Source organism: Mesorhizobium sp. CNPSo 4689 (genome assembly GCF_057784325.1).
Genome location: NZ_JBWLUZ010000016.1, coordinates 1 through 17,500, shown reverse-complemented (window position 1 = coordinate 17,500; position 17,500 = coordinate 1). Strand labels below are relative to the sequence as shown.

The window sequence follows — 17,500 nt, the reverse complement described above, 5'->3', positions numbered from 1 at the left end:
TGGGGAAACCCACCTAAGGTACTTGGAAAATCAGAGCAGCAGGGCAACTTGCTGCTGTGGTTTCCAAGTATCGATAATAGGTAACTTATCCTGAATACATAGGGATAAAGTGGCGAACGCGGGGAACTGAAACATCTAAGTACCCGTAGGAAAGGACATCAACCGAGACTCCGGAAGTAGTGGCGAGCGAACCCGGACCAGGCCAGTGGCGATGATGAGACAAGCGGAACCTTCTGGAAAGTAGGGCCATAGTGGGTGACAGCCCCGTACGCGTAATGCAAATCATCGTCCTCGAGTAAGGCGGGACACGTGAAATCCTGTCTGAAATTGGGGGGACCACCCTCCAAGCCTAAGTACTCGTGCATGACCGATAGCGAACTAGTACCGTGAGGGAAAGGTGAAAAGCACCCCGACAAGGGGAGTGAAAGAGTACCTGAAACCGATTGCCTACAAACAGTGGGAGCCCGCAAGGGTCACCACGTACCTTTTGTATAATGGGTCAGCGACTTAGTGTGACGAGCAAGCTTAAACCGATAGGTGTAGGCGTAGCGAAAGCGAGTCTGAATAGGGCGTTCAGTTCGTCGCATTAGACCCGAAACCGAGTGATCTAGCCATGAGCAGGTTGAAGGTAAGGTAACACTTACTGGAGGACCGAACCCATAACTGTTGCAATAGTTCGGGATGACTTGTGGCTAGGGGTGAAAGGCCAATCAAACTCGGAAATAGCTGGTTCTCCGCGAAATCTATTTAGGTAGAGCGTCGACCGAATACCCCAGGGGGTAGAGCACTGGATGGGCTAGGGGTCCTCACCGGATTACCAAACCTAACCAAACTCCGAATACCTGGGAGTACTAGTCGGCAGACACACGGCGGGTGCTAACGTCCGTCGTGAAAAGGGAAACAACCCTGACCTACAGCTAAGGTCCCCAAGTTATGGCTAAGTGGGAAAGGATGTGAGGATCCCAAAACAACCAGGATGTTGGCTTAGAAGCAGCCATCATTTAAAGAAAGCGTAACAGCTCACTGGTCTAAATAAGGGTCTTTGCGCCGAAAATGTAACGGGGCTAAAGCCATACACCGAAGCTTAGGGTTCGTAGCAATACGAGCGGTAGCGGAGCGTTCTGTAAGCTGATGAAGCCGTACCCGTGAGGGGCGGTGGAGGTATCAGAAGTGCGAATGCTGACATGAGTAACGTAAGGGGAGTGAGAGACTCCCCCGCCGAAAGACCAAGGGTTCCTGCTTAAAGTTAATCTGAGCAGGGTTAGCCGGCCCCTAAGACGAGGCGGAAACGCGTAGTCGATGGGAACCACGTTAATATTCGTGGGCCTGGAGGTAGTGACGGATCATTGAGGTAGTCCAATCTTATCGGATTGAAAGGGCTGCTGCGTGGTTCCAGGAAATAGCTCCTCCTTATAGACCGTACCCGAAACCGACACTGGTGGTCTGGTAGAGTATACCAAGGCGCTTGAGAGAACTATGCTGAAGGAACTCGGCAAATTGCACGCGTAACTTCGGAAGAAGCGTGACCCTTTTCTGCGCAAGCAGAGGAGGGTGGCACAGACCAGGGGGTAGCGACTGTTTATCAAAAACACAGGGCTCTGCGAAGTCGCAAGACGACGTATAGGGTCTGACGCCTGCCCGGTGCTGGAAGGTTAAGAGGAGGGGTGCAAGCTCTGAATCGAAGCCCCAGTAAACGGCGGCCGTAACTATAACGGTCCTAAGGTAGCGAAATTCCTTGTCGGGTAAGTTCCGACCTGCACGAATGGCGTAACGACTTCCCCGCTGTCTCCAGCATAGACTCAGTGAAATTGAATTCCCCGTGAAGATGCGGGGTTCCTGCGGTTAGACGGAAAGACCCCGTGCACCTTTACTATAGCTTTACATTGGCATTCGTAGTGGCATGTGTAGGATAGGTGGTAGGCTTTGAAACCTGGGCGCCAGCTCAGGTGGAGCCACCCTTGAAATACCACCCTTATTACTATGGATGTCTAACCGCGGCCCGTTATCCGGGTCCGGGACAATGTATGGTGGGTAGTTTGACTGGGGCGGTCGCCTCCTAAAGAGTAACGGAGGCGCGCGATGGTGGGCTCAGAACGGTCGGAAATCGTTCGCTGAGTGCAATGGCATAAGCCTGCCTGACTGCGAGACTGACAAGTCGAGCAGAGACGAAAGTCGGTCATAGTGATCCGGTGGTCCCGCGTGGAAGGGCCATCGCTCAACGGATAAAAGGTACGCCGGGGATAACAGGCTGATGACCCCCAAGAGTCCATATCGACGGGGTTGTTTGGCACCTCGATGTCGACTCATCGCATCCTGGGGCTGGAGCAGGTCCCAAGGGTATGGCTGTTCGCCATTTAAAGCGGTACGTGAGTTGGGTTCAGAACGTCGTGAGACAGTTCGGTCCCTATCTGCCGTGGGTGTAGGAATATTGAAAGGATCTGTCCCTAGTACGAGAGGACCGGGATGGACGGATCTCTGGTGGACCTGTTGTGGCGCCAGCCGCATAGCAGGGTAGCTATATCCGGACGGGATAACCGCTGAAGGCATCTAAGCGGGAAACCCACCTTAAAACGAGTATTCCCTGAGAACCGTGGAAGACGACCACGTTGATAGGCCGGGTGTGGAAGAGCGGCAACGCTCGAAGCTTACCGGTACTAATAGTTCGATCGGCTTGATCGTTCTCATTCCTTATGCCCATTGAGGCGACAATCCTGTGGATTGCGCCGAGATGGATGGCACAGAAAACAGCTTCTCGAACAACGTGCGTTTTGCCGACCTGGTGGTTATGGCGGAGCGGCTGCACCCGATCCCATTCCGAACTCGGCCGTGAAACGCTCCAGCGCTGATGGTACTTCGTCTCAAGACGCGGGAGAGTAGGTCGCTGCCAGGTCTGCCAAACGCACGTTGAAAAATCTTCTCCTTACGATTAGGCCCGCCATACGGGATTTTGGGCCGCGCAAGCGGCCCTTTCATTTGGCGGCGCTTGAATCCGGTAAGTTTCGGCTTACTTCTAAGGTTGACGCGGGGTGGAGCAGCCCGGTAGCTCGTCAGGCTCATAACCTGAAGGTCACAGGTTCAAATCCTGTCCCCGCAACCACTTTTGCCGAACAAATCGCCCCATCCTGAAAATCAGGGTGGGGCGTTTTGGTATTGGGGCCTCGTCCCAGTGCGATCAGGGCGGTGATCTCGCCGTACAGATCGATCTGCCAGCCTTCGCCGTCGTGGCGGAGCTCGACCCGAGTGATCAGATTCCGCAGGATCGCGATCGCCTCGTCGCGGATCAAAGGATCATTCAATGCCTTCGCCAGAGCACTCACTTGCTGACGGTAGACTTCGGCGAGGTTCGGGTGGAGACGCACTGGCGACGGGGTGGGCTCGGCGAGGGCTCTCTCAAGATGGGCCTTTTCGGCCTCGAGACCCTCGATCCTTTGGAGGAGTCCGGGAGTTCGTAGACCATCGGCGACGGCGTCATAGATGCCATCGAGCTTGGAGCACACGCTTGTCAGTTCCCGTTCGAGTCGTGCCCGTTGCGCGACGGCGGCATCTCGGCCAGCATTGACCTCCTGATGATAGGCCGAAATGAACGCCTTCACGGCGTCGGGCCGCATCAGCCGATCTCGGATGGAAGCGAGAACGAACTCTTCAAGAACACTACGTTGCAGCCCCTTGCCCTGATTGCAGGTGGCTAACTTGCGGGCATTGCTGCAGGCAAGGTAATCGCGGCCGACCGCGACGACGCTCCCGCCGCAGTGGCCGCAGAAGGCGCGTCCCGTCAGAATGTGTGGCGCTCGGCGCTGCTCCCAAAAGCGACGGCTCTCCCGGATAGCCTCGACCTTCGGGTCGGTGTCGATTGCCTGCTGGCGTACCTTGACCATTTGCCATAGTGCGTCATCGACGATTCGCAGATACGGTACGTCCTCGACGACCCAGCTGTCGGATGGATTGTGGCGCGATACGCGCCGGCCGGTCCTCGGGTCCTTCACATACCGCAGGCGGTTCCAGACAAGGCGCCCAACATAGAGCTCGTTGTTGAGAAGACCGGTGCCGCGAATGCGGTGACCGCGGATCGCGGTGTCCCGCCACAACGCACCGCGCGGCCCCGGCACGCCTTCCTCGTTGAGTCGACGGGCAATCGCCTTGGGGGAGCGGCCGGTGGCAAATTCTGCGAAGATCCGCCGAACAACCTCGGCCTCTTGTCGATTGATGCGCCGCCCGCCCCGCTCTTCGCCGGCAACAACGTCGTATCCATAACAAAGCCCGCCGCCGCTTCGTCCAGCGCGGACTCGCCCCTCGAGGCCGCGCCTCGTCTTGTCGGCAAGATCCTTCAGGTAGAGCGCATTCATCGCGCCCTTGAGTCCGATATGCAGATCGCCGATCTCTCCTTCGCCTACGGTTACAAGTTTGACGCCGAGGAACCGAAGGCGTTTGAACAATGCGGCGATATCCTCCTGGTCGCGGCTGAGCCGGTCCAAGGCCTCGGCAAGAACAATATCTATGGTGCCGGATTGCACGCCCTCGAGTAGTTTCTGATAGCCAGGGCGGATCGCAGAGGCGCCGCTGATGGCCCGGTCTTCGAAGACTTCGGCGATGTTCCAGCCCATACGCAAAGCATGGGCACGGCATAGGCGGACCTGATCTTCAATCGAGGCATCGCGTGAAAGCTCAGAGGAGTAACGGGCGTAGATCGCAGCACGGGCCATGATTACCTCTCGGACCGTCCGCCGTCGCGGACTTCCCGCAGAATAGCATTGATGCGGCTGCCGGCCAGTCGCTGATTGGCCCGGACGTAGTGCCGCTCGGTTGTTCTGGGGCTGCGGTGCCCAAGCAGAGGGCGGGCAAAGAGGGCATTTTCGGGAGAAAGTTCGGCCAAAGCCGTTGCGGCGATTGTGCGGAAATCGTGGGGGGCGATGGCGACGCCGAACAACCGTTCGGTCGTGAGGAGAACGCGCGAATAGAGCGTTTCGTAGGCAAGGGGCAGGCCCTTCGATCCCGGCCACAGTCCGGCATGACCCGACGCGCCCGGGCAGCCTGGCCGGACCTGCGCGAGATAGAATTCGAGCCACGGGAGGAGGGCGGGCGACACGACGTAGCGCAGCGGCTGCCCCGTCTTCGTCTCATGCGCGTCGAAAGACAGATGCCACTCCGCCCCGACCCGCCGAAGGTGCCTCCCGATTTCGATCTGCGTCAGATTGCGTCCCCTGACCGGACAGCAGGTGAGAAGGCCGACGATCAGCGTGTCGCGATAGTGGGTGCGCTGGCGGGGAGTCATCGGCATCGATGCTGCGAGACGCTGCAGCTCCTCGAGCGCGCCTTCGAACACCATGCTCGCGGAAAGGATTTCGCGGCGCCGCGGCGCTGAGTGCCCGGCCCAGACCTTGAAGCGGTTGGTGAGATCCCTGAGCCAGCGCCAGTCCTCTTCGGGATGCATCTTCAGGAGTACGCATTTCAGACCGATGAGAGCGGAAGCCGCGCCTCGGGGAGAGAGCGTCTCTTTCAGCATCGTGGCATAGGGCCGAACCCGATCGGGGGTCGCGCGCTGCGGAGGACTGATTTCGGGTTCGAGCCGGCCGGTGGTGCTCAGCCAACCGAGCCAGCGGCCGTAGTGCTTCCTATTGGTGCGCCGGGTGCCGTCCCTCCAATGGCAGGCGGATCCGCAGCCGTCGAGCGGATTGCCTTCCCGAAATAGTCCCTCCCAGGCTGCTCGGTCCCGGGCCGGCCACTCGTCGGGCCGCAGGTGAGTGCCCCTGTACTTCGCGCTCATCGCATGTTCCCCGTTTTCGGGTCGCCGCGCGCCTCCTGGAGCAGTTTATTTATCCGGCGGCTCGCTGCCGGCGTCTCGGTGCCGAGGTAGGATTGGTACGTCGTGTTGATCGACTTGTGGCCAAGCCGCCGGCTGAGGTCGTGAAGCATCTCGGGCGCCCGCTCGGCGACGATCTTGCCGATGATGTGCCGGTAGAGATGCGGGCTCAGCCTGATCCCGGCGTGCTCGAGCAGCGGCTTGGAAACCGCCTCCCGCATCGCGCTGTAGCAACGCGCGTCGCCATCTGCGCCAGGAAAGAGGTACGGACCCTCGGCGCCCTCCAGCATGCCACGATGCTTACTGAGAAAGCTATCGAGCAGACGGATCGTCTCGTCGGGAAGTTCCAGTTCGAGCGCGCTGCGGCCCTTCATCTCGTCGCCGGTGAAGGTCACGAACACGCGCCCGCCGCGGCGCTCGACGTTGCGGTCGAGCCTGAGGCGACACAAATTCTTGACGCGGAGGCCGGTGAAGATCAGCAGCGAGATGGCCAGTGCCCGTTCGATGCCCTTGGCACGGCGCAGCGGGTTCCTGATGGCCATGGCGCGTGCGAACTCCTCCTCCGGAAAGCGGAGCAGGCGCTGGACGACGGCTTCGTCGTCGAACTGCGCAAGGCGGCTGCGGTTGCGCTGACCCATCGAGTTGCCGTTCGGCGGGGCAAGGCGGTCGACCAGTCTCTCCATTGCGTCGATCCGGCCGGCGTCGAGCTTCAGAAAATGCTTGGCGACATTGCGCACCTGAGTTGCCATCTTGTGTACGTATCCGGTGCCGCGATCGGAACCCCGCGGCAGGAAGGGGCGAAGGCCCTCCTTAAGGTTATCTGGCTCGCAAAGGACACGGAGCCCAGTGATATCCTGGACCAGGAGCTTTCCGCTCCTCGCTAGCGCCGAGGCGAGCCGGCGAAAGGTCAGTCGGTACCCTTCCAGAGTAGGGGCGCGCAGCGCCCGTAGCGGTGCATCGACGTCGAGCGGATCGGGGTGAAGCATGCGCGCCTCCCAGGCCGCCACGTCCGCCTGGAAGCTATCTGGGAAGTCTGAGAGCGGCATCATGTACGGTTCGGTCTTGAACGGCGAGGACAGCCTTACCGGCGGCCAGCCGGGAACGTTTCGCTGGCACCAGTTCCAGATGGCGATGGTCTGCTTCAGGATGCCGCGCGGCGACTGCACCAGGCATTCCGCTTCAAGAGCCTTATTGAGCCCAAGCAGGGTATCGGGCCGGATCTCCTCGGGCGCGATTCCGCTTGCCGTGCAGAAGCAGGCGAGCCGGCTGAGGCTCCACCCGTACTCGCGTTTCGGAACCAGCGCGAGGAGCGCTCGCCAGGTCTCGTCCGGAGTGATCTCGCGAGTGATCCAGCGGCGCTTGGGGCCAAAGCGCTCGACAGCTGCAACGACCAGCGACCGAATGTTGGCCAACCGCTTTTGAGTGACGTCGAGCAAGACAGGGGAAATCGTTGCAAGCATCGCCCGCACTTGGGCTGCGGTCGCCGGCGTCGCGGCCAGATCTACCGAACCTTTCGTTTCCAGCACCCGAAAAGCGGAGAGCGTGTCGCGCCGCCTGTTGCCGGTCAGGTCCAGATCGGCGCGCGTCCGCACCTCGGCGAGCGACGGCGGCCGGGTGCTGCTGAACACTTCCGAGTCAGGGGTGGCGATGGGTATCTGAATGTTCATCGGGAAACTCCTTTCCGGTCAGAAAAAGTCTCGGGTGGACAATGCTGGTCACCTGGTCGTTTTCGGGTAACCATACCACAACCTTCTCCGCTCAATCTGAGGGGCATCAGGTCACTATGCATGTAATTACAAGAACTTATCTGGACAGTCGTGGACACTGGCGGTCATCCAAAACGCCTGCTGCGGATGTACCGCTCGAGGTCATCGGGATGGACCCGGATGAGCCGGCCGTCGCGGATCACCGCAATCTGTCCGTCGGCAATCCTGCGCCGCATAGTCTTGATGGAGCAGCCGAGAGCCTCGGCAGTTTCCTGCAAGGTAAGCAGACGCCGGGGCAAGTGAGAATCCCTCATGCAGAGCCGTCCTCTTCATCGTTGGGGGGCTTAGGCCTCGCGTCGCGAGCCGCGATGCGAGCGAGGAGGCGTGCCAGCTCGAAAATGTGCTGATCGGAAGGACAAACGGAGCCAACCGCGGGCGAACCTGCCCCCACTGGCCTCCTTACCGAGTCTCTCCTGACGGTCCGCGCCATTCTGCGCCCTGATGTTGGAGCCGCCCACCGTGGGTGACTCTCACTGACCACACCTGGCACAAACTGGCCGTCTAGGGACGGACCCATAATTTGCATGGGCCAAATTCGAAGGTAAGCTCAATCCGGTGAGAGCAGAGCTGCTAAAGCATCCTTTGCTGATCGGCCGGACTCCAGACCGGTTCCGGTACGGGCGTCACCGGTTAATCGGAGGGCGGATCGGCCCTGTCCTGGACGATCTTCTTCCGCCGTGCTGGACGAGGCGCTCCCAACGCCGCGAAAGCGCCTTCGGCGTCGTCTCGGTATACAACGCAACGGGAGCCAGCACTTCGACTGCAAAGCGGATGAACAGGCTGTTGATTGAATAGGACAACTCGTGCTCCGCGATTGATTGGCCTGTCCACCTCACGAAGCTTTCGGCAAGTATCTCCATTGCCGCGTCAAGCTTCGACCTATGCCGCCGGCCGCGCCGGACCTGCTTACCGTGAAAGGTCGCCAGATGCCGTGCCATGGCGCGAATTTCGCCTCGTTCCTCCTCCGACAGTCCCTCCCACGCCAGCGTGCGGAGAGAAGGGTCTCCTTTCCGCCCCATCCGTTGCCAGCGTAACGCCCAGCGCGACCGGATCAGCGCGTTGAGCTCGGCGCCCAGATCCGCATCCTGGCGCGCCACCGCCAAGGGGTGGTCGGCCTGTATTAGACGACGGAAGCCGTCTCGCAATGCCTTGTGCGGCGGATCGTTCGCCCCAGGCTCATGCCAGAGCGCGGACTCCTCGCTCCCGTCGATGGCGAGACCAACAGCGTGCACGATCTCCAACAGCGCTCGTTCGACAGCACCACGCTCCGCTGTCTTGCTGCCGCGGGCGGCACGGCCAAGCAATTTCATGATCCGATCAAGTCGATCGGGTAGATAGGCGGATAAGCTGCTCTGACGCACTGGTCACGTTCCTGCCTTACCGTCGGATTCACCGGCCATGCTATCTCAACCGAGGTGGCGTGGGCTTCCTCGTTGCCTTTGGCCCTTTCTGTCCGAGTGATAGATAGGTAGCCTGTGGTTCGGAATCGTGCCCAGCGGCGAGCTCTCAGTGCCAGCAGAACGCATTTGTCGAAACCGTGGGAGTTCGACTTGATACCGACGACCCTGCCGGATGCCATGAGGAACCTGAGTGCAAATTCCGAGGCATGCCGCCCCCTGGATTCCGAAATGATGCCGCCCCCCCCCTAATTCCGAGAAATAGTGGATGAATAGTGATGCGATGCTGTGCGGCAAACCTGTGCTCGTGTTGGGGGCAGCCGGCATAGTGGTGAACATCAGCGCTAGCTCGAGGTGGCCATGAATCCGACCCTAAGGCAATCACGTCAACTTGCCCGCCGTTCGATGCCTTCTGAACGGGCTTGGCAATTGTTGCGAGCGCTTCAAAGCCGGAGAAGATAACAGGGCGAATCGGTGCGGAATGGTCACCTCCCAGCCTATCTAGGGGCTCTGCCCAAGCTATCTTCTTTTGTTCAAACCCTCACGGTCGAAATGCAGACTGAACGTGTCCTGCAATTTGCCGAGGGTACCGTCCTTCCGAAATCGCGTCCCATGTACGACGAAGTTGACACTATTGTGGGAAGCGTAAAGGGAAATACCTGATACGGAAAGCCGAAGAAGGCGGCCGCGGATTTCGGTTGTCACAATGTGCAATTGCTCCAGATATGGGTCCTGAGCTTTCTCTCAAATCAATATGGATGCTGATCGACGGACGACACGCGGGGTCTGCGGCACATCATGCATGCCCCATCGGTATTGGGACGGGATAAGTCTGTGGACATTCAACGCTTCATGCTGGGGGCAGTAGATAGCAGCTCGACGGGCACCAGGCTCAGGAATTGCTGTTACGGACATTTCCGGTACTCTGGTAGGAGCAGCACCTCAGGCTCCTAGGCTGAAGGTCATAGGTCATCTCCTCTCCGAAGGGCGGCTGCCGTTTTGCTTTCTGCGGTCACAGGTGGCGACGAAGTTTGAGGGTAGAAAGCCAGATGTCGCGGAGCTTGGAGAATGTCTGGCGCGCCATCGTGGATAATGCGCTCCGCAATAGGACGCTGGCCGCAACGTCCTAACTGTCCTAACTAAATTGTCGCTTCGCCCTTGCGAGAATCTCTCTCGATCGGGCTACATCGGCGTTGCTGGCACCGGGGAGTTCCAGCAGCAATGCCGCGATCGCGGTCCGATCGTCAGACGGACGGTCGGTTTGCCTGCGCAATTGTGCCAGATCGTTCAGGGCGCGAAGCTCGAGCATCTTCGCATCCTGGCTACGGGCGATTTTTACGGCGCATTCAAGCGCCTCAATGGCGGCCTTGGGTGCACTCCCGGACTGTAGCAGGAGAGCTGCTTTGATCCGGTGGAGTTCAGCGTCAAAGAAATGTACGTTTACGGACATGGTGCTGTTGACCGCATCGTTGATATGGCAGAGCCCCTCGCCTGGCTTCCCCGCTTTGCCACAGGCGTCGGCGAGAAGGCCGAGCCCATAGCCACGAAACAGCTCGGCGCCTGTTGCACTATACGCCTCAATTCCCTCTTTCAGCACGACAATGCCTGCGCCGGTTGAGCCTCGCTGGGCGAGGGCCCAGCCCCGAAGAATGGTACCCCAGGACACCCAGTACGAAAGGCTGTTCTCGGTTGCTATCGCAAGGGTCCTCGTCGCAAGCTCCTCCGTAGTTTCTGGCTGGTCGAGACCCTGATAGACAGCAGCCGACATGCAAAGTGCGTAAGCGAGGCTAAGCGGATGCGCGAGCGTTTCTGCCAGACGGATTGCTTCGCAGCTTCGCTCTACTGCATACTCGGAGTTGCCCACGCACCATTCGAGCCAGGCCAGATTGGCAAGTCCGGCAACTCCTGCATCGGATCCATATGCAACGACGTTTCGGCGCGACAACGCCGGATCGTAGTCGCCGATGGCGGCCTCAAGCTGCGTTCTACTTGCTGTGAGTTCCCCGAGGCAAAAGAGGCACCAGCCGAGAGCGCGACGAGCTTCGACGCGAATTGAAGGATCACTACCCTGGTCTGCCAACTCGAGTAGTTGTTCACCGATTTCTCGAGCCGCCTGGAGAGGCCCTCGCACCTGGTAATACGACTGCAAACCTCGAAGGGCCGCCGCAAGCTGGGTGGGGGTCCCGATAGTCTGGCAGAGCAGGCGCGCCCGTCCGTAGATGTGCTCCGCCTCCGAAGCGGCCCAACCCCTAACCGCGGTCAGTGCAGTGCCAAGCTCGATCAGGAGCGAAGCCTCCTGCCCCTCGCGCTCGCGCGAGGAAGGAAGACTACCGACCGCAGCCAATGCTTTTCGGAAGTGCGCTTCTGCTTCGAGGTTCGTGTGGCGGCTCAACGCTCGTTCGCCGGCCGTCTGCCAGTAGTTTATTGCGCGCTCCGTATCGCCGGCGAGGTTGAGATGCCCAGCGATTAGCTCCGGTTGCCGCTCCGCGAATTCCGGGAACTGAACGATTAGCGCCTCCGCAGCGCGCAGATGATACCGACGCCGCGAACTCCGAAGCAATGACTGGTAGGCTGCTTCCTGGATGAGGGCATGCTTGAAAACGTATGAAGTCTTGGGTGGGATACCACGCTGGAAGAGAATCTCACGTTCCACCAGATGCGACAGAGCGCCCATAAGCTCGTCTTCAGACGTCAACGTGACTGCCTTCAGCAACTCGAACGGAAATTCGCGGCCAAGTGTTGCGGCGATCTGCGCCGTCGCTTTGATGGAATCCAGCCGGTCCAGCCGAGCCACTAGGGAGTCACGCAGCGTAACGGGAATGGCAGCTTCGTTGAGAATGGACGGACTCTTGGCGCTATCGTCGACCTGGGCAGTTTCGATAACGCCCTTGGTCAATTCCTCCACGAACAGCGGCACGCCGTCAGCCCGTTCAATCAGCTGCCTGCGCAACGTTGGTGACAGCTCGGTGCCGCCGCTCAGATTGGCAATGATCTCGTCGGTCTCTCCAGAGGAGAGGCGCGAGAGCGTAACCCACATCACGTACGGATAATCCACCCAAGCTGGACGGAACTCCTGGCGGAATGTCAGGAGGAGAAACAAATTGGCAGTTGGAACCATCTGAAGAAGTTGCCTGATGACGTCGAGCGTCGAAGGATCGGCCCAATGGAGATCCTCGACGATAAGAATAAGCGGGCGGCCCTCCTTCTCTTGAAGCAATAGAGCCAGCAAAACTTCAATTGTCCTCTCCCGCCGCCTTTGAGGAAGCAGATTTGTTGTGTCCATCCCGGCGGGAACCGGGAGCGACAGGAGAGAGGCAATTAGAGGCAGCGATTCTTCGACGCGAATTGGCGATTGCCTTAATGAAGTCAGAAGCTTCGCCAGTCTTTCGGTCGCACTGTCGGACGAGGTAAACCCAAGGTGCCTATGCAGCAAATCAATGATCGGGAGGAACGCGCTGTCGGACGAATGCGGCACGCAGTTACACGTAAGCACGGAATGCTCATCGGCTATGCCGGCGTGAAAAGCGTGTACGAGGCGTGACTTGCCGATCCCCGGGTCGCCGCAAATCAGTGCCACTTGGCCGTTTCCCTGCTGCACGCGCTCCCAACCTTCCCTGAGATGTGCCATCTCGCGCGTGCGTCCAATGAGGGGAGTAAGCGTCCGAAGTTCGAATGCATCCTGCGACGTGAAGGCCGATTCAGCCAATGGCACATAGACTCTAATCGGACGCGAAATACCCTTGAGGTGGCGCTCTCCCAGAACGCGACAGTCAATTCGATGCTTGATCAGAGCGTATGTGACATCACTGATGAGTACCGTCTGGGGCGCCGCGAGCCCTTGCAGACGAGCTGCCACATTTGGAGTTTCGCCAACGATAGTGTGGATCTCCCGGTCCGAACCGCTCGGGAGATCACCAGCAACCACCAGTCCAGTATGGATGCCGATGTGAACCTGCAGGCCGGCACCGGCCAGATCGACCATTTCAGAGCTGCGCCGCTGGAAATGCGAGATGATCTGAATCGCGGCGCGCACTGCCATCACGGCATCGTCGTCACTTGCACGAGGATAGCCGAAGTAGATGAGAAGACCGTCCCCCAGGTAGGAAGCTATCCACCCGCCGCAACTGCGGACCACCTCATCACAGGTGCGTCGATAGGCTGCAAAAAGGTCGCGGAGGTCCTCCGGGTCGAGTTGCTCCGATAGCGCAGTTGACCCGACGAGGTCACAAAAGACGACGGTGATCTGCCTGCGCTCTCCGTATGCCATCTCGGCGTCGTCGGACAGAGGTGCGTTCGTCAGCGGCGCTGCGCAGTTGCCGCAGAACCGCTGACCGACTCCGTTCTCGAATCGACACCGAGGACAGCGCATATGGAGCGTCTCCACCTTGTACACCTGTGAGTGTACGTCCCGACAAAGCGTTCCGGGGCCGGGGTTATTGTAACCTTAAGCGAGCGTCGAATCTTTGTTGGACAACGATGTGGGCCCAACCAGTCGGCGGCATAATAGCCGCGCCGGCTTGTGTTAGAAACCGATTTGACCGGCTCCGACCGGGCTCTGGAGTGTGCCCCCGGCTGGCGGGTCGAACTCGGCGAGCGCTCTCTCCGGGACACCCCATCCCGGGCGCTTGCGCGCCCGCCGGTTGGATTTCTGGAAAGGAGATGGTACCTTGGCTGAGGGAGGCGTTGAAATGCAACCCGCATTAAAGTCACCGCTAAGCGTAACATTGTTAATTACTCAAACCTGCAATCTTGAGTGCAAGCATTGTTATGCAGATTGCCAGGCCAACGAAGCGTCTGCTGAGCTCAATACTCACGAGTGGCAAAGATTCTTGGATTACTTGGTCGACAATAATTTTATCTCCGTCTATTTCGAGGGTGGCGAGCCCCTTTTCCGTGAAGATTTTCTTGAGATTTTGGCATACTGCGCTCGCCGCGTGATGACCATGTTGCGAAGCAACGGAACACTTATTGATCGCGAAATGTCGCATCGCCTCAAGCAGGTCGGCGTTGGGCGTGTGCTCATCGACATAATGGGAGCAACAGCCGAGACCCACGATTATTTTACCGGAGTTAGCGGGAGCTTCCAGAAAGCCTGCGAAGCGGTTCGCTACTTGGTCGAAGCCGGCATCGAAACTGATGTACTCACGATCCTGAATCGAAGAAATATGCATGAACTGCAGGATTTCCTCGAGCTTGCCCACGAGCTTGGTGTCCCCCGGGCCGGGATTCTGCGCCTCTATCCGCTTGGCCGAGCCAAGTCCCGCTGGGCTGAGTTTGCAATGTCCCTGCAGGAGCAGATGGCAGTGCTGACCTCGCTTGCACCACCGCCCGGACTTACCGTGATGAAGTCGTGGCATCCGACAGACCGGAATTGCTGTTGGCAGGCCGCTGCGGTTGACCCATTCGGCCGATCGATTGGCTGCGCTTACCTGCGCGAATACGTCGACTACGGCAACGTTCGCGAAATGCCGTTCCTCGACACGTGGGAGCATTCTCTCTACAAGGAACTGCGCTCCGGTGTGGTTGAAAAGTCGTGCCCGGATTGCGATGCCACGCAAGGAACGCGCGGGGGATGCCGGTCGGCGGCCTACGCCTTTCATGGCCGCTGGCGGGCACCTGATCCGTTCTGCTCGACATTGAATGACGGAGTCGACTTACGTGTCTTACCGTCGCGTCTCCTATCGAAAGGTCGCAAGCCTACGTATTCGCCCCGTTGAGGAGATGGGTGTTTGCGTCGTATTCACGCCCGCGAACCCGAAGCTGTACACCCTCAATTGGTCTGCGTGGCTCATTATGGAATTGTGCGACGACGGACGAAGTTGGAGATCCCTGGAGCGTGCCTATTTTGCCGCGCTGGAACCTTCGCGCTCGCGCGAAGAGGCACGGGTCGAACTGCGGCGCGGCCTTGAGGATCTCATTCGGCAGGGCGTCATAGAGCTCGTCGAGCTGGCTCAAATCGGGAGCGGAAGAAATAATTTGGTGGCTAAGAGGAGGACTGGCTAGTGGCACGCAATCCAACCATCGAACACGTCAAGCGCCTCGTACATCGGCATGGCATCGCGGCACCACCGGCCGTCCTGCCACTTGTCGCGGAAATTCGCACGCACGGAATTTTGCCGTTGCAACCGTGTGAGCCGGCCATTGGCTACGCGCTGGGTTGTATTATGATTGAATGGACATTTGGCGTCCCCTATGCTCGAGTACCCACATTCCACCAATTTTTGGTAGAAAAAGAGACTTTTATCCGGGACAACGTGGAGAAGGTTCCGGGTGCGAGGTACTTGGGAACCTATTGGTCAGCTTCTGGCGGACAGTATCACTATCGAACGTTTTGGTCGTATGATAAAGAAGACACGATCACTGCTTTGAATAAGGTTATTAAAAGTTCAGACAATCTTAGGACAGAAATCTCGACGCTTCGGTCTTATTGGGCCACTGATCCATCCCGAAAAGAGTTAAAATACCAGCCTGCATCCCTGATTACTGCTGACTATCTGCAAAAATATTCCGAGGAGAATCCGATTGTTGGCATGGGACTGGATATCGGACCCGCACCGGCACAGGCGCGAAAACGACCGAGAAATAAAAAATAGATCACGGACGACTACTCGGGTGCGGGCTCATCAATGCGAAGCCGTGGCCGACCGGCTGCCAGTCCCTAGTAGCAGTAGCCGCGCCCGTCGTCCCCGGCTGATTAGTCCCAGAGGGCCTCAAAGTTCCACACGTTTAACAGTCATCCGCTTTGCTCGAGGCCACAAAAAAATTCCAAAGGGCCGGCCAGCGGAGTTGCGAGGAATATGGCGCACAGCCATGATCACCATAGACGACCAAAACAACGGCGAGATCGCCTTTGGCGCCATCAAGCCGGCCTCGATCCGAGCTATAGCCCTTCGATAATTCACTTCACATGCGCGGATGTGACGAGATGGATGAAGTGACAGGCGATGGCCGCGCCGAACTGCTCGACGACGGATCATCAAGATCACATCCACCTACCACAACGCAACCAGGCTATTCTCTCAAGGCAGTACGGCAGACTTCTTCAACAGCCTACTAGCGGGCACCTCGCTATGCAGACGACGACCATGGCATCCAGAATAACTGCCGGCGTTGAACAATCGAGCTGATTAACCCGATCGCCTCGTTGATGCGGTTGGCGAGACAGGCTACTGGGCCAGAACAAGACCGCTTAGTTGGTCCGTCACGGGAACATTGAAGAGCTTCACGTTCTTCTTCTTGATCGGCTTGCCGTTTTTATCGTGGCCGACAACAATCTCATTAGGTACCAACCTGATCTTAATAGTCTGAACATCATTGCGATATGCAGCCTGGTCAGCGCTGAGCGACAGGGGAACAATCGCTAGGCTCACGGAACCATTGGCCTTTACCTTCCGTTCCACCGAGAAAACCAACTGATAGTCGAGTTGGCCAACTCCGAATTTGGGTGGCCCTTCAACTGCGTCGTCCAATTGCCCGGCAATTCCGAAAAGCCATTTGCCGAACCCAATCCCTTCCGAGATATTTTTCGCCGTCACCTTGTCGCAGACGGTCGTGTCCTTAACGTCGGAATCGAGCAGAAATGTAATGGTCGTTACGGCAGTCTTCTTTCGGCTCACCGAGTTGGAGACGCCAAATGTAGTGGAGCCGCCTTGAAAGGGTATGATAGCCCCTGCCGAAGCATTGGAATCTTCGCCGACCAAAACGTTCAAGTCCATCGTTCCGGTGACGGGCCAACCTTTAAGAGGAAGGTGCTTTCCATGATAGTTGACGATGTAAGTCGCGTAATCGCACTTCAAAGAGTCAACAAAGTCTGCGATGGGGATTGGGACGTATTTCCCTGTTGGTTCTTGAAGCCCGGCGCACCCGGTTGCAATCAGCGGCACGCTTAACGCCGCTGCACAAAATTTGCGTGAAAACATACTGTTTTTCCTCCAAGTCTTCCCCCAGATTCAACACTTGCGCCGCTGTAGTTCGGAGTCAATGCAAGAACACCTATCTCGATGACAGCACCATCGGTAAGCCTTGTTGTGGGGAGCATAGGTGAAATTTCTTTTGGGGAGTCGCATTTGGCGTTATTCTTGTACTTGCGTATCAAGCCGTGCGGGGGAGCGACGCGACGCGCTACCGATCTGGGCTTTTTAACCGGTGCGGTTGAGCTATACGCCTAGAACGAAGAGCAGAGCGACCGGCTAGGAACCGCTCTTACGATTGTCAAGTGGGGCGCCAGAACACAAATCTGAGCTATCGCCCGCGAGCTCTTGCCCACGTAACGTCGCCTTCTTGGGCACGGATGATGCCGAAGGCGGTGCCGCATATGACCGCTTCGCGCCGCGTTTCGGACATTCGAGAGGCGCCATGGCATTTGTCAAACCTGCCGTTCTCTAAAGTCGTGCAAAGGCCGGACACGTCACGACGGCGGCGTAGTCGAGGCACCCGGCATGTACCTGTTTGGGCAAGCAGTTCCAGACACGGCGCCGGTTACGATGAGCGACCTCAGCGATCATCTCGCGCTCCTTCTTCCACGGCGGACCATGCCCGAT

Annotated in this window: 9 protein-coding genes, 1 tRNA gene, 2 rRNA genes and 1 pseudogene (1 of these 13 cut by a window edge); 6 read left to right on the top strand and 7 right to left on the bottom strand. The window is 58.4% G+C overall.

Features of this window, described 5'->3' with window-relative positions; all coding sequences use genetic code 11:
* From AC04SI_RS20055 to AC04SI_RS20040, 4 genes are all read left to right on the top strand, one after another.
* Positions 1–2,679, top strand: a 23S ribosomal RNA gene (locus AC04SI_RS20055) (it extends 119 nt beyond the left edge of the window).
* Between the two features lie 96 nt (positions 2,680–2,775).
* Positions 2,776–2,890: ribosomal RNA gene (gene rrf / locus AC04SI_RS20050) — 5S ribosomal RNA — on the top strand.
* 130 nt (positions 2,891–3,020) lie between these two features.
* Positions 3,021–3,097 (top strand) — tRNA-Met (locus tag AC04SI_RS20045).
* Positions 3,098–3,134: 37 nt separating this feature from the next.
* Entirely contained in the window at positions 3,135–3,452 is a 318-nt protein-coding gene (locus AC04SI_RS20040; protein ID WP_488474774.1) for a hypothetical protein, read from the top strand.
* Between the two features lie 177 nt (positions 3,453–3,629).
* Here AC04SI_RS20040 and AC04SI_RS20035 read toward each other — a convergent pair.
* The 6 genes and pseudogenes from AC04SI_RS20035 to AC04SI_RS20010 all read right to left on the bottom strand — a co-directional run.
* A pseudogene (locus tag AC04SI_RS20035) lies at positions 3,630–4,700 on the bottom strand (recombinase family protein); the annotation flags it as partial.
* Between the two features lie 2 nt (positions 4,701–4,702).
* Positions 4,703–5,761, bottom strand: coding sequence for a tyrosine-type recombinase/integrase (locus AC04SI_RS20030; RefSeq protein WP_488474773.1), 1,059 nt, complete (start codon positions 5,759–5,761; stop codon positions 4,703–4,705).
* Positions 5,758–7,464 carry a tyrosine-type recombinase/integrase gene (locus AC04SI_RS20025; RefSeq protein WP_488474772.1) on the bottom strand — a complete coding sequence of 569 codons (1,707 nt, stop codon included), beginning with the start codon at positions 7,462–7,464 and terminating at the stop codon, positions 5,758–5,760. The genes AC04SI_RS20030 and AC04SI_RS20025 overlap by 4 nt, the downstream gene beginning before the upstream one ends.
* Before the next feature lie 164 nt (positions 7,465–7,628).
* On the bottom strand, positions 7,629–7,817 hold the full coding sequence (locus tag AC04SI_RS20020; protein ID WP_488474771.1) for a helix-turn-helix domain-containing protein: 189 nt from the start codon (positions 7,815–7,817) through the stop codon (positions 7,629–7,631).
* Between the two features lie 369 nt (positions 7,818–8,186).
* On the bottom strand, positions 8,187–8,924 hold the full coding sequence (locus AC04SI_RS20015; RefSeq protein WP_488474770.1) for a hypothetical protein: 738 nt from the start codon (positions 8,922–8,924) through the stop codon (positions 8,187–8,189).
* Between the two features lie 1,171 nt (positions 8,925–10,095).
* Positions 10,096–13,227, bottom strand: coding sequence for an ATP-binding protein (locus tag AC04SI_RS20010; RefSeq protein WP_488474769.1), 3,132 nt, complete (start codon positions 13,225–13,227; stop codon positions 10,096–10,098).
* A gap of 400 nt (positions 13,228–13,627) precedes the next feature.
* Between AC04SI_RS20010 and AC04SI_RS20005 the strand changes: the two genes are divergently transcribed.
* Together AC04SI_RS20005 and AC04SI_RS20000 are read left to right on the top strand one after the other, a co-directional pair.
* Complete coding sequence (locus AC04SI_RS20005; RefSeq protein ID WP_488474768.1) at positions 13,628–14,677, top strand: radical SAM protein; 1,050 nt, start codon at positions 13,628–13,630, stop codon at positions 14,675–14,677.
* A 285-nt stretch (positions 14,678–14,962) separates the two neighbouring features.
* Positions 14,963–15,553 carry a hypothetical protein gene (locus AC04SI_RS20000; protein WP_488474767.1) on the top strand — a complete coding sequence of 197 codons (591 nt, stop codon included), beginning with the start codon at positions 14,963–14,965 and terminating at the stop codon, positions 15,551–15,553.
* 573 nt (positions 15,554–16,126) lie between these two features.
* Here AC04SI_RS20000 and AC04SI_RS19995 read toward each other — a convergent pair.
* Positions 16,127–16,879: a hypothetical protein gene (locus tag AC04SI_RS19995; RefSeq protein ID WP_488474766.1), complete on the bottom strand. Its 753-nt coding sequence runs from the start codon at positions 16,877–16,879 to the stop codon at positions 16,127–16,129.
* Positions 16,880–17,500 lie beyond the last annotated feature (621 nt).